General features: G+C 36.5%; 6 protein-coding genes and 1 pseudogene. 4 read left to right on the top strand and 3 right to left on the bottom strand.

Annotated features, from left to right (window positions below; all coding sequences use genetic code 11):
- Window positions 1–1105: 1105 nt before the first annotated feature.
- From GFK82_RS02240 to GFK82_RS02230, 3 genes and pseudogenes are all read right to left on the bottom strand, one after another.
- A pseudogene (locus GFK82_RS02240) lies at window positions 1106–3032 on the bottom strand (ATP-binding protein).
- A 1095-nt stretch (window positions 3033–4127) separates the two neighbouring features.
- Window positions 4128–4859 (bottom strand): 1-acylglycerol-3-phosphate O-acyltransferase, encoded by a 732-nt coding sequence (locus tag GFK82_RS02235; RefSeq protein ID WP_226810322.1) that lies wholly within the window; start codon window positions 4857–4859, stop codon window positions 4128–4130.
- Window positions 4860–5026: 167 nt separating this feature from the next.
- Window positions 5027–5350, bottom strand: a complete 324-nt coding sequence (locus tag GFK82_RS02230) for a hypothetical protein (protein WP_226810321.1) — start codon at window positions 5348–5350, stop codon at window positions 5027–5029.
- Window positions 5351–7439: 2089 nt separating this feature from the next.
- Between GFK82_RS02230 and murI the strand changes: the two genes are divergently transcribed.
- The 4 genes from murI to fabA all read left to right on the top strand — a co-directional run bounded on the left by murI (window position 7440) and on the right by fabA (window position 14565).
- Window positions 7440–8324 carry a glutamate racemase gene (gene murI / locus GFK82_RS02225; RefSeq protein ID WP_226810320.1) on the top strand — a complete coding sequence of 295 codons (885 nt, stop codon included), beginning with the start codon at window positions 7440–7442 and terminating at the stop codon, window positions 8322–8324.
- 1726 nt (window positions 8325–10050) lie between these two features.
- The gene (gene ompA, locus GFK82_RS02220; protein ID WP_226810319.1) at window positions 10051–11142 is read left to right on the top strand and encodes a porin OmpA; all 1092 of its coding nucleotides are present in this window, start codon (window positions 10051–10053) and stop codon (window positions 11140–11142) included.
- A 1086-nt stretch (window positions 11143–12228) separates the two neighbouring features.
- Window positions 12229–13980, top strand: coding sequence for an AAA family ATPase (locus GFK82_RS02215; RefSeq protein WP_226810318.1), 1752 nt, complete (start codon window positions 12229–12231; stop codon window positions 13978–13980).
- Between the two features lie 66 nt (window positions 13981–14046).
- Entirely contained in the window at window positions 14047–14565 is a 519-nt protein-coding gene (fabA, locus tag GFK82_RS02210; protein WP_226810317.1) for a bifunctional 3-hydroxydecanoyl-ACP dehydratase/trans-2-decenoyl-ACP isomerase, read from the top strand.
- The last annotated feature ends 400 nt before the right edge of the window (window positions 14566–14965 follow it).

Below are 14965 nucleotides of genomic sequence, written 5' to 3'. Positions count from 1 at the left end.
CTATTTAAATGTCACTAAATGATTTTGTATTAATCTAGGATTGCAATTTAAGGTGATCTATCCGTTTTTCAAAAATAGGATAAAGTTAAGGATTTTCTAATCTTGTAATAAAAAACAAGACTATAAAATATAGAATAAAACTGATATTGTAAATTGATATAATTTTTGTGGAATAAGGTTGTGCATATACAGTTCTATGAACTGCCTAGGCACTATATGATAGTGATGAGGATTGTTGCATCTTATAGAAATAAACATGATGAGATTAGAGATGTTATGTACTATCGTAATAGAATTTCTAATTTCGTCATATTACAAAGGGAATAAATATATAATTTACGTAAAACTATAGACCTAGAATCGGTGCTCTAGGAAAAACAGAGCAAAAAGCACCAAGATTTCAGTGTTGTATTTTTTAAAAATAACGTACCTGATTGTCTTTATATAAACATTGATATATATTAAAACCTCCCCCAATAAACTATTATGAGGCTCCAGGTTTACCACTTATTTCGCATCGAGACTACATCGAGAGTTTGCAAATTTTCGCTTACTTTAAAGTGAGAATATTGTATGGATTACAAAATGAATATAGATAGATTCAATCAAGGAATTCATCTTTTCTAATAACATACGTTATCCCCACCAAATATAGATTTGTCAGGTTATATTCAGGGGATGACAGAAGATAGAGCTACTAGCTAGTAGACACGCAGTTAAATCGATAGTATCAGTACTAAGTCTAAATATATCTCATTGTTTCACCAATATTTAATTCAGGCATATCAGGGATAACAATACTAATTTGCTTTATACATATGTTATATGTACCATGAAAATTTAGTTGTATAGCAGTATGCTTTGACGGGTGTTAGTCTCAGTGTACTAGTGTTCGTATTTTTTATAAAGGAATATTGATTGCTTGATAGCTATGACTATGAGGAAGCTTTTATAGACTCTATTTTTAATAGAGCGTGAGTTTCCATGATTTTTGCTAGTATGACTGTAGCCTCGAAGTTTTTTATTTTGTTATGCTGCAAGAATGTCTCATTGATATAAAGAGATACTATCCGTAATGAAAATAGGATGAAAGAATAATATTCAACTAGATATTATCTATACCGGAGTTTTCATCACTTTTAATCAAAATGTTTACTTCGTCGCCATTTTCCCTCAGCCAGTTCCGGCGGTCTTTGGCACGTTTTTATCAGAAGCATATCCATCACCGCTAGCGTTTTCTTCAGATTGTCGATTCTGAGTGTTAACTAAATAAGAAATCGGTAGTAGGATTGAGAGTCGTTTCGTGTAGCTGTACCGGATTCATTTCCCCCAGTTATTTAAAGCGTTGCACGTGGGGATATGCCTTTTTTTACATTTCAAGAGATTTAGGATATTAAGTTTTTCTTTCTTATCAAGAGAAGAATAGACTTCTTCACTTAAATCAATGTGGTAGAGTGGTGGTATTGCTACATAAAATATTCATTCTTTACTACTCTCCGAAAGTGCCGCATAAATAAAGCACATAACAATATATAACCTAGTGGAGTCTGCATTTGCCAAAATACAGGTTTTTGCATAAAGAAGTTGGCTGAAATCGTTTCCATCGGGAACGATACCTAGCACTACCAAGATATCGTGTTCTTCCTATGAAGCTAGAACTGCATCAACGCAAATCTCCAGGTATCAAGGATTTTCTCTTTTAGTGGTATAATTGTCTAATGTTCACGATCTCGTGCCTGCTTAGTCGATTCTCCATCTGTACTCCTTTGACTAGAAAAAGTTCTGTAGCGGCTAAATTCTTAGTAGGACAGTCGGCTAATTCTCCAGGTAGTGTTGACCCGGCAGTCTATTTTTACGCAATACTTGTTATCTCTCCTTCAGACGTCGCTGCTTACCAGCAATAGCGAGTTTCGCTAATTTTTCCGCTACCGTTATATTTTGGTTTAATCAAAAGATGAAAGTGTTTTTTATTACCACGGAAATGAAGGCCGTGATTTTCCGCGATGATAATCCCTCTTTAGTTTCTCCAACAAACTGTGGATCCTGCATTTTTATGCATAGCACATACGAATAGCGTCTCCAAATATTGTCTGCTGACAGCTTCATTGTTCACGGTAAAATCTTTTTCGGTATTCGCAATACTCAGATATTGCATCTAGCAACCCATGATGAAACCCATTCACATGGGGCCTAGCCATGTGTGGTAGGTATTAAGTTTACATAACTTTCTGTCAATCGTTGCCCCTTCCGGTAGCCATAGCAACGCCTACTCTATTGTTACCGTATCACCCCGTACTGCCCTGACAAAGGTGAGTCGCTGGTATTATGCCTAATAAAATTATTGGTCGATTCGTTTAGATAAGGTATCAGATCAGTCTGATAGCCGCAGCATTTTTTAATATCATTTACTTGATTGCGAGAGATACTTTTCAATCCGGAACATAATACCGTCTTTGATTTTAGTAAATGGTCAAAGATGATCCTAAAAATCAGGGATTATCGAAAAAACGCGAGTTACGCCAAAAATGCATGATGTTAGCGCTAGTATTACGCTTAGGGTAGGTATCGTTCACTCCAAGAACCTTGATCTTATCGCCGTTCTTAAAGATGAACTGATAATTTTTCCATTGCGCCGTACGCTCAATGTAAAGCGTTCTAGATAGAACATTAACCACTGAAATCCCTACACTGTGAAGACCGCCGGAAAATTGATAGCTTTTATTCAAAAATTTATTATCAAACGTGCAGTCGACATAGAATTAATTCTACTGTCGGTATCTCTGTTTCTGGGTGCATATCGACCGGTATACCGCAACCGTTGTCAGTCACTTGTAAGGAGTGTGATCGGCCTGTAAAATTACCTTAATTTGTTTGGTTTATCCGGAAAGCGCCATCATCGAGACTGTTATTAATCACTGCCTGTCCAAGATGATTATGCGATGAGGTATCGGTATAGATCTTCGGTTGACGTCGGATGGGTTCCAATCCACTCAGTACTTTTATCGCCTAGCGTTATAGTGGGATTGCGTCATGATATGAACCATCTCTTTTAAAGAAATAATTGTACAGATCACCCTACAATCTCTGCTTTAAAAAGCACAGAGTTTAGATGGCACCATTTTTGCTTTTAGCTAAAAACAAGACTTAGAAAGTATATAATGAAGAAGAAATAATAATCAAAACCAATAAACACATGCTTTCAATTAGACTCAATAATAATCTCTTGATTCTAGTCAGCATCACTACATTGATAGTCAAGGTTCTTATTTTCTTCTTTCACCCCTAGAAAGCACGTTCTAAGGACACCAGGCTATTCCGGTGTATCAGGTTTTAATTATAGATGTCAGAAGTGATAAAAAATATTTAACCTATTGTATAATATTGAGTTATCTTAATATAATATCTAATCAAATGAAAACTCAACTATCGATCGTAAATTTATAGTGATGACGGAGTTGTAAAATATTGTTAATTGACTTGTTGTAAATTAATTTATTTAAATTAAAAAAGAGAGTCTACATGAAGATGGCACCTCTTTAGGATATTTTTTACTTATTCTGAATTGGGTTAAGATCCACTGAAAACTCACTGTTTATTGCTAGACAGTGCCAAATGCATCTGTGCAGTATGATCTGATGTTTTTAAAAGAATGCGATGGTGGTTTTTAGAATATCTTCAGTTTTTATTAGCAGGGGGGGATAAGTTAATATAGTACTGGATATTATCCAGATATATATAATCTCTTTTTTTATTGGTTTATAAAAGTGCATATTTTATTAATTTTAAAAGAGAAAATGGAAAATCCTATTGCTACTGATACTATCAGTATCCATGGATACCCCGTAACTTCTTCCTTATAATACTGTAAAGTACTATGTACTTTGACTACGGTTTGAATATTATGAAATGGATACAAACCTATCTCATGAGATACTATCATCTTAATATTCCAGTATTTTCTAAAATACTATATGACTACAGAGATAGTTTGTGGAGTATAATTCCATTATAAATAAAAAGAAAAATAAGATTAACATAAAATACAGATATTTTTTATCATGCAATATTGCATGATAAAAATAATTGCCTCAGACATATAGGTTAAGAAACTGGAGTGAAAAACTTTTTTATCCTAAGACTTCTCGATTAGTCACTTCTGCGTTTAGTTCGGCTAACTTATTTTTCATCACTGCCCGACAACATTTAGTCAATGCGCGTATTTCCTCTCGGCGGTAAGTGCTAGTTTCAACCGCTGGTAGAATCTCAATGATAACTAAACCGTTAGACCAGCGATTGAGTTTGATTTTATTTGAGGTGTTAGAAATGCAAACTGGCACAATGGGAACATTAGCGGCAAGTGCGCTGTAGAAAGCGCCACATTTAAAGGCTAGCAAACCTCGACCATGACTACGAGTACCTTCTGGAAAAATCCAAACAGAAATATTTTTATTTTTAAGATTCTGTATGATCTCATTAAGCAAATTATGCGCTCGGGTACTATTATGGCGATCGATGAGTAAATTTCCGCTCAACCAATAAAGGGGGCCGAAAAGTGGGATCCATAGTAAACTTTTTTTTCCTACTGTTACAGTACGTGGCTGTACCGCATAGGCAGCGGTTACTATATCGTAGTTGTTTTGATGATTAGCGATATAAATACAATTTTTGGGTACTGTTTCAGTTTTGGTATGGCGTATGTCTACTTGGATTCCCAAAAGTGGTGACATGCGTGAAAACCAGCGAGAAAAAGTGGCAACATGAGAAGGATTTCTCGGGCTAAATAAGCAGTAAATTGAACCTATAATACAGATTATTATCGATAAAAGCACTATTAAAACAATACGAGCGATAGCTAGCATAATCACCTCTTAGTCTGCGGTGATCAGTAGTATACTGGTGTTCTGAACAGAATAGATAGTTATCTTCATCTTTTTTTCGTTAGTTAATAGTTACAAAAAATAAAATAATCACTTACCTAGTTTAGAACTACAGCAGTTAGCATAGTATATATTACGCCCTGATACTGTTATCGTGTTATTTCGATAGAAATAAGGATTTTTATCCGATCGATATGTTGTCGGCACCGGTGCGGTGATAAAATCTCCCTATACCCGCATACAGCAATAAATATCTGTAAATCTTTCAGTCCTAGAGTCAGGTGACTTTTTCCGGCATAAAAAGTACTGGCAGCGTTAATGAAGAGGAGGCAAAAATCGATTAGTAGATCCTTGCTAGTGGCGAGATTTCCGAAGGAGATGCTGGTAATTTTATTACCTCTATCTTTCGAGAGTGTCGAAAGATGGTGCAGCGGAAATATTATCAGGTGTCCGGTTGCGGTTAGTATTGACACCTGATCTAAAGCTGCTGTTATCCATAGCGGCGGTATAACTTTAGCTGTGGTAGGACTTTACCTGAACGATTTCGGATTACTAGTTTGTTAAACTTGCATATAAAATCATATGCTCGTATCAGAGGTTGTTAGCAGTTTTTGATCATTAGTACCAGTTATTATATGTTCCCTCCAAAATATACCTGGACGTAAACTAAGTTTATAAAATGATATTTGGTCAAATCAGATGCATCTTTACTCCCTAGTTAAATGAAGCGCTAAGTTTATATTACAACTGTTGCGGTTTTATAATATAAGAATTTAAAGTTTAAAATCCAATCAATATTTTTTCTTTATTTCAGGGTTGATTAGGAGAGATTTTATCATATTCTGAGATTCAGTACTACTGAATCTCAGAATTATTTATTGATTAAAATAATTACAATATTTTTGTTTTGTATATAAGTATGTTGATAACTATTAATCATCGATAGACTCACTGATATAGCGATCGATTAAGACACCATAGTTTAGTATGTATAACGTAATTTGAGGAACAAAGCTACCTGTATCTCTCTGCGAGAAAAAGCGTAGTGCGATTGATTTTGCAGATGTGATTTTGTTTTTTTAGTCTGAGACTCTCGAAGTTTTTGTAAACCTTTTCATATGATTATATTATTAAAACATGACGAAGTAATTTATTCAGGATAAATATTTTGATAGGTGATTTAGGCTATTCACTTATCTGCCGGGATATTTTGTATTTAGTAGATTGATAGCTGCGATATATCCTAGATCCGCACCTAACGAGGCAGAAGCTAATAGTAAAAAAGATATCATGATTTTTAGTCTAGATAATATAATTATATTTAAATTTCTGGACTCTATCGCTTCAGTACAAGCGTTATCCGGTATGCTAATACAAGTCTTTGTATCTCTTATAACAGTGTTGAACCAATAACGGGGATTTTCACTGGTTCTGGGAGTGAAAAATGGGTTTCTAGAGTTGATTAGGTTATAGCAGGAAGTCACCGTTTTTGCCAGACAACCTTAAAACTCTTAGACGATGCTCGCGGGTTATGAAAACCATCTATGAATAGGATATTTAATAACACAAGAGAGTATTATACTGTATTTTTATACCGACAGAAATATAATCATCACCAAAGGTGATTAGTTATTTTATCTTACTGTCCACGAGGGAAAAACCCTGTGATAGCTGAGATAAATAGATTCACTGGGATATGTTGAGATCCACTTAATTTAGCAGTAGAATTGAGTGCTCGTTACGTTTTTTATATAGTATCAATTAGCTATCGCGTATCCTTGAGATTAGCACTGGCGCTCATGACTTCGATGAGTGTTAAGGTACTCAATAATTTTCTTAGTCATAGAATCAATGAGAAACCGATTTCAACTTAAGAATGTTTATTTGTTTTTCTAATTTTTGGAAGATTACTGGCGCCAGGTATAGTTTTTACCTATTCTGGTATAGTGACGCTACCTGATCGTAATCAAATCTTATTAATTAATAAAAATCCTTCATTAAAAAACCTCTCTAATTTTCTTTTGATATTTTTAGTGACTGTCTCGCTAGAGAATATGTAGGAAAGTACTCTACCTTCTGCTAAGTCAGGAAGATTAGGCTGTAATTTTAGATAGACACTCTTTTTCCTTCTTTAGTAAAAAAACTATTTTCTGTAGATTAAAACGCTTTTACTACAATCTTTTATTGATAAATCTTGACGGTTTCTTTACCTGTCGCGGCAGCTGTCTTTAGTTATTCTGATAGACATAAGGTCATATCAACACTTATTAAGTACATTCTCAAAATTATGTCATCATTATTACATCGTTAACTTAAAAGTCAGAATCTTCATGTTTATAACGAATATTATTATCATAAGTCTACTGAGTAGACTTATGATTTATATAATCTTCTGATTTGGAGTATTTTAGGAAAAGGAAAATATATCTGTATGCCACAAAGAAATCCTGTTCGTAGTCTGTAGACCATAATAAAATTGTTTAGTTATATTCGATCACAATTCCCTTATAAGGGTTTATGCTAAAGTGAGTAATATATTTTATAAAAATGATGGCTTAACATATGGTTACCAAAATAGAGGATAAGGCTTCGATCTTCTTAAAACCTGTAGTATCTAAGGGTATCGTTGTCCCACAGCCCAGGATTTTAATATTGGACTCGGGAGTAGGAGGGTTATCGATCTATGATAAAGTCAAGCAAACTTTACCGAATGCTCGTTACTTATATGTGTTTGATAATGAGGGATTTCCCTATGGAGAAAAATCAGAAAAGTTCATTGTAGATAGGGTAGTGGGTATTATTGGTTCAATGTGGTGCCTGCATCAGTTCGATTTGGTTATTATTGCTTGTAATACCGCCAGTACAATTGTTCTACCGGTTCTCCGTAAGCGTTTTTCTTTTCCGATTATCGGAGTTGTTCCGGCAATTAAACCGGCAATTAAGTTAACGCGTAATGGCATTGTTGGGTTACTTGCGACTCGAGCTACTATACAGTGCAGGTATACCTACGATCTCATTAATCAATTTGCCGGCGATTGTCAAATTCTTCAGCTAGGTATGCCCGAACTAGTTCATATGGCAGAGGCTAAACTACATGGAGAAATAGTGTTACTTCTTGGATTGCGAAAACTATTAAATCCCTGGTTAAATTCGAGCGCAACGCCAGATACGATCGTGCTTGGGTGCACCCACTTTTCACTTCTACGGCAGGAATTACATGCGGTTTTTCCGAAAGGAACCTATTTAGTCGATTCCGGGGCAGCTGTTGCACGTCGCGCCGCTTGGTTGTCCGCGAGGAATATGAAAGTAAATGATTATCTAGAGAATCAAATAACACAAAATACCGCCTATTGTCTCGCTAGAACGCCGCAGGTACAAGCTTTAGTCCCAGCTTTGATGTGCTATGGTTTCGCGTCATTACAAAATCTTTCATGTATTATTAGATAGGGTAATATTATTTCTGATAAAATCACGGTATTATAACTGTTTACTAATCTTTTATAAACTGTATTAGCGCTTTACCACACTACTCTACCGCTTGAACTGCTTTTGATCATCCATCTGGAAATATTAATAAGATGCCATTTTATGGCGCTTGCTTTGGGTTTAATTACTATATTTAATCTGCCAATAGCGTCTTTGCTGAATCGTTTTAGCAAAAAACATTTTTCTCTATTCGGTGGAATGAATTGCATAATAAAAAGCAAAGAGGAATGTTTTTTATAAAAACGATTAAAATTTCAGTATCCATATACAGAACTTACTTTCGTTTAAGTTTTGTATAAAATTCAAGAAGATAATGTTAAAGCTAATATCTAGCACTCTAGCAATATCTCGGACAACACAAGTGGGGAGAACCCGGATACTAAAAATATAGCTATGGGTAAAAAAATCATGAGGCTTAATTACTACAGTAACATGCTAACTGAAAGCAAAAGACAGTTCAAGTAAGTCCTGTATTTTATTTAGACATGTATGATTTTTTTTGAAAATGGACATTTATTAAAAATAATAACATGATCATTTATAAAATTATAACCATCTCTCCTATTTCTGATAAAATAATCTCTCTGCCCGTTTAAATATCTAGAATGCTCTCCAATGATTTTCATCCATTTGGATGAAGGTCTGACAGTCGTATATGTATTTATTTAACTTATCGGTGTTTACATATGCGGTGGAGTGAAGCTGTTACATGAAAGGAAGTGGAACTACTCAAGTTTTAGTTGATAATATTTCACATAACGAGCCTAGTTATTTCCATTGAAAACATAAAATGTTTCCAAGTATTTTGCATGAAAATTTATTTTTTTCATCATAACTATAGCAGATTTTTGTTCGAGTCTACAATACTACTTGCGTAATCTTAATTTATATTTCTCTTGCTATTAATTAAATACAAAAAGATAATTTCACATCACAGTTAATATAAAGAAGAGTGTTACTTTATTTCTATATTTCGAACAAAATATGGCATAAAATGTTAAAAATAACATCTCTGTAGGAGTGAAGAGTTTAAGGTCAGACGACATTAATATGTTTGCTTTATGAGGAAATGTTACTTAAGTACGAACTTCTTGCACGCCATAAAGTATTTGTATACTGGTTTAATCTAGTTTTCCATATAGAAAATGTATATCGATACTAGAATGTGATATGCTGAATAAGCAATCGTGAATCACGACAGATTGTTAATCTTGATACTTAAGAGATAAGGGTCTTAATGTTCGTTAAATTGAACATCGATTTGGAAGAAGTAAAAAATAAACCTCTATTTCAATGTGGGTAATTTTAATCTAAAGAATCTCATTCACGTGAGATTCTTGGCGTCTATCTAAGATATAGACGATAATTCAATCTGAGAGCTCCCCGTCTTAAAACTAGACTGAATCTGGTAGATATACGGTTTTTACTCTCTGTGTTTTTTCCAAAAGTTACCTTTTCGAGTGTGTTTTTTCCTCATGAATGAGTTGAAGCGCTGTTTTTTATTTGAAGCTTACTACATCTTGCTTGTAAGTTTCCAACTTCGTTGTAGACTTTAATTCGCCGGGGTTGCTCTATAACGTCATTTTAATGACGACGCACAGAGGTTGAGCCCGAACGTCGGCAATGGATTTCCAAAATCAGCTTTATCAAGCTCATTGCCTATTTGGATGATAACGAGGCGCAAATAATGAAAAAGACAGCTATTGCAGTGGTACTGGCAGCTTTCGCAAGCGTAGCGCAAGCTGCTCCGAAAGATGATACCTGGTATGGTGGGGGTAAATGGGGGTGGTCCCGCTACCACGATACGGGTTTTTACAATCACAGTTTTGATAAGTACATTAGTAATGGTCCCACCCACAATGGTCAGGTGGGCATGGGTACTTTCGTCGGGTATCAGGCGAATCCATACTTGGGTTTTGAATTAGGTTATGATTGGTTAGGTCGTATGACCTACAAAGATAGTGCAAACAAGGGAATTTTTAAAGCACGGGGGATTTCTTTTATAGCAAAACTTAGCTACCCTTTAACCAAAGATTTAGATATCTACACTCGGTTAGGTGGGATAGTATCTCGTACTGACTCTAAAGGTGTATACGATAGAAGTCATGGTCGTATAAGTGACCATGATACCGGTGTTTCTCCAGTGGCTGCTTTAGGTGTAGAGTATTCCTGGACTAAGAATTGGGCTACCCGTCTTGATTACCAGTGGATTCATAACATCGGTGACGCCGGTATCATTGCTGCACACCCTGATAATGCCCTTCTGAATGTTGGGGTGTCCTACCGTTTTGGACAGGATATAAGAGTAGTGCCAATCCCGACCCCTATTCCGGATGCGACTCCGGATTCGACTCTGATCCACAATACAGTGATTCAGACAAAGCCTTTTACCCTAAGGTCGGACGTTTTATTTGACTTTGATGACTCATCACTGACATTGGAAGGTCAGCAGGCTCTGGATGAGTTGTACTCCGAGTTAAATTCAATAGAACCAAAAGAAGGTTCTATTACTATTCTAGGATATACTGATCGCATCGGTACTGCGCAGTATAATCAGAAACTCTCTCAGCAACGTGTGCAGAGTGTCTTAAGGTACCTAATTTCCAAGGGTATCCCTTCCGATACAATTTCTGCCCGTGCTATTGGTAAATGCAATTCAATTACTGGTAATACCTGTGCTGACGTGAAAGGTCACGCTGCAATTATTAGTTGTCTTGGCAGAGATCGGCGTGTAGAGATCGAAGTAAAAGGCCTGAAAGATGTAATCAGTCAGTCATAAATTGTAATGACTGCGCGATGTGAGAGCACAATCCTCTGGCGAGAGGTGTGCTCTTTTCGTCGCTCATGCAATCTTGTTATCTCAAAATCAATTACTATAAGTTTTAAAACATAGTATATATAAAAATATTTTATGAAATTAGTTCTATAACAATATTTTTTAGTAAAATTTTACTAGCTCATATACATTAAGATTATACCTGATTTCAACGCTAAACTTATCGCAGCAGTGATAAGAAAAAGTTTGAGGCGGTGGAATGATGGTGTAATAGCTATCTTCTTAATAGGTGACGTATTACGAGAGGGGCTAAGATGGTTTTATATATCAAGTGTCTTATACAATCAGTGAAAAAAAAATTCTGCCTTATGTCAACCTGTAATTCAATATTTCAAGGTCAAAATATGACCTCTGAGTTACTGGTTATTTTCTGTCAGCATCTGATATAGAGTTTTATTTAAGCAAACAGCATCGTTCAGTAACATGTGATTTGCATTTTATGCAAAAATATAAAAACATCTCTAGTACTTTATTAATTCACAATCAAAAAAATTTCGTACGAAAACCATTAGCTAACCATGAACAGATAAAATTTATCTATAAATAATAGGGAATATTACATTGCTCATAAATGCCAAAATGTTTTTATCTTTAACCAATATTTAGTACAGAATGGTTAGCGCCTGGCTCTAGAGATGCATGGTGTATTTAATGCACTTTTGACAGAGATTTTCTGGCCATTTTCTAATAAATAATAATTTACTTATAATCTTGTAGTACCTGAGTGTGTTCTGTGGTTCAGAATTTATATATCCAATACTCTGTTTTTTTTATGAGATTTTTTCGTCCATATGATTTTTAGATTTCTACTTTTATATTAAAAACCCCCTTTAAATCTTATTTAACTAGTTTTGGATAATAGAATGATTTATTTTTATTTCGCGAATATTTATCCATAGTATTCATTTTGACACTCATAACAGAAAATTGACCAAAATCGGTATTGGAGAGGAAAGAGACCGAGACGAAACAGTGTCTCTTCTTGTATAATATCAGCTATTCTCTGAATAGCTGATGTTGTTTATCATTTTGACAAAAAAAAAATTAGAATGGAAATGTTTACTGCCTGATCTATCCCGGTTTTCGGCGGTATTTGACAAACCTTCTCCACCCTTGTCTAGCCCTTTTGCCACGCTTCAGAAGCGTCTTACAGAAGGGTTGAGGCAATTTTGCCATTCACGTTCGCCTAGCCGTTTTATGCTGTTAACAGCACAGGAGGAAGAAGAATATTTTCAGCTGATTTCTGAAATGGTTACGCAAATTTTACCAGCACCAGATCAGCCTATTGGTAGCTGTTATCTTATAACGGGTATGGGAGTCAGTGAACAACCAGCAACGAAGTCGGAGGATAACTTCGCTTCCCGTGCTGTATGCCTTTGGCAATCCTGGGTAGAATACGAGCAGTTATTTGGAGCTCTTCGTTGCCATCAGGATACGATTCAACTTCAACCTGGCCTAGTACATGGCGCTAACGGTGGGATCCTACTCGTTGGGGTACGTTCGTTAGTGAACCAGCCTCTGATTTGGTTGCGGCTAAAGCAGATGATTCTTCAGGAGCGATTCGATTGGCTTTCGATGGATATACGTTCTTCATTGCCAGTTTCTGTTCCCTCGATGCCGATAAACTTACGGTTAATCGTGGTGGGCACTCGAGAGGGTATGGCTGCTTTTAATATTTTAGAGCCTGAGCTAGCCCGACTGGCTCTATATGGCGAATTCGAATCCGCACTACGCATCGTAGGGTGTGAAGATATGGTGAAATGGTGTGCTTGGGTTAATATGTTAGCACAGCGTCAGGGATTACCTGCGCTGAGTCAGGATGCCTGGTTCCCGCTAGTTCGGCAGTCTATCCGCTACATCGGTGATCAATGCCGGCTCCCCCTATGTCCTCACTGGCTTACTCGGAGGCTAAAAGAGGCCGCGCTATACAACGCTAAGGAAGTGCTAACAGCCACAGCCTTTACTGACAGTGAACGTACTCGCATCTGGCGTGAGAGTTATCTGAGAGAGTGCATGCAGAATGAGATTGCTGAAGGTCAAATTATGGTAGAAACTAGAGGACAAGTTGTAGGCCAGGTCAATGCTCTTTCAGTGTTAGATTGCCCTGGTCATCCATTACCTTTTGGTGAACCTTCTCGCATTACTTGCGTGGTAAATTGGGGTGATGGTGAAATTAATGATATTGATCGAAAAGCAGAGCTAAGTGGAAATCTTCATACGAAAGGAATGATGATTATTCAGGCTTTTTTGATGTCGTCACTAAAGTTGGATCAACAGCTTCCTTTCTCCGCCTCATTAGTCTTCGAGCAGTCTTATGGGGAGGTAGATGGTGATAGTGCTTCACTAGCAGAAGGCGTAGCACTTATCAGTGCGCTTTCGGATAAAGCTATTAATCAGGAAATCGCAGTTACCGGATCGGTGGATCAATTTGGACATGTACAGCCTATTGGCGGTATTAATGAAAAAATAGAAGGTTTTTTTGCTCTGTGCCAGGCAAATCAGCTTACTGGCACCCAAGGAGTTATTTTTCCCATTGCTAATATCCGCCATCTTTGCCTCCACGAGGATGTTATCGAGGCTGTAAGAAAGGGAGAATTTTCTCTTTGGGCAGTGGATGCTATTGATGAGGCGTTGGAGATCTTGACTGCGATACCTTTTGATAACACTAAACTTCCCAGTCTTCTTACAGCGATACGCTCACGTATTGCTAATGTTAATCTACACGAACGGCAACGTTTACCTTGGGGTTTTCGCTGGCTTAACTGGTTTCACCAGAGTTAAAGGTGATTATAATAGGTTGGTATATCGAGTAATCTGCGCTATTAAACAATTAAGGTTTAGATATACATGGTAGATAAACGTAAGTCATATACAAAACAAGATTTGCTGGGCTCAAGCCGAGGTGAACTTTTTGGAAAAGACGGCCCACAATTGCCGGCGCCGAATATGTTAATGATGGACCGGGTAGTCAATATGACTGAGGACGGTGGTAATTATGATAAGGGTTTTGTAGAAGCAGAACTGGATATTCATCCGGATATGTGGTTCTTCAGTTGCCATTTTATTGGTGATCCAGTAATGCCAGGGTGTTTAGGGCTAGACGCTATGTGGCAATTACTCGGTTTCTATTTAGGCTGGTTAGGCGGAGAGGGTAAAGGACGCGCTCTTGGTGTAGACGAAGTAAAATTTACCGGGCAGATTCTTCCCACCTCGAAAAAAGTAACCTACCGGATTCATTTCCGGCGTGTGATTAACCGAAAATTAGTCATGGGTATGGCTGACGGTGAAGTACTGTGTGACGGTACCATAATTTATACTGCGAGTGATCTCAAAGTTGGTTTGTTTAAAGATACTGTGGTGTTTTAATGCTCTTCTAGCTACAGATTATAATCTGTGCTAAAAATGACCTTTAGGTTCAACAGTTTTATGCTCTTTCTATGTAAGAAAGTTTCAGGTCATCCTTATCGTTATTTGTGCATAGGTGTGATCTATTGAAGTATAAAGATATTATCTATTTTAAAACTGTTCTGGTGTAACGCTTTAGAGATATTGCGTAGATTGCAGTGGATTTTTATAGGTTTAAAAGAGAGTTCCTTTATTTCTTGCTACTATTCAGCAAGATGTAATAGATAGTCTGGCAGTTCTATACAAAAGTTTTTTTTAGAACGTGTTGTGTTCATTGACTCATGGCTGGATTTTTCTTAGAGATGTATCCATTCTTCCAATCAAGTGATCGAGGGTTAGTAATCAGATAACCGAACGGGTC

This window comes from Candidatus Steffania adelgidicola (assembly GCF_020541225.1).
Lineage (GTDB): Bacteria > Pseudomonadota > Gammaproteobacteria > Enterobacterales > Enterobacteriaceae > Steffania > Steffania adelgidicola.
The sequence above is the reverse complement of the archived record's forward strand: the minus strand, read 5'-3'. Positions and strand labels throughout refer to the sequence as shown.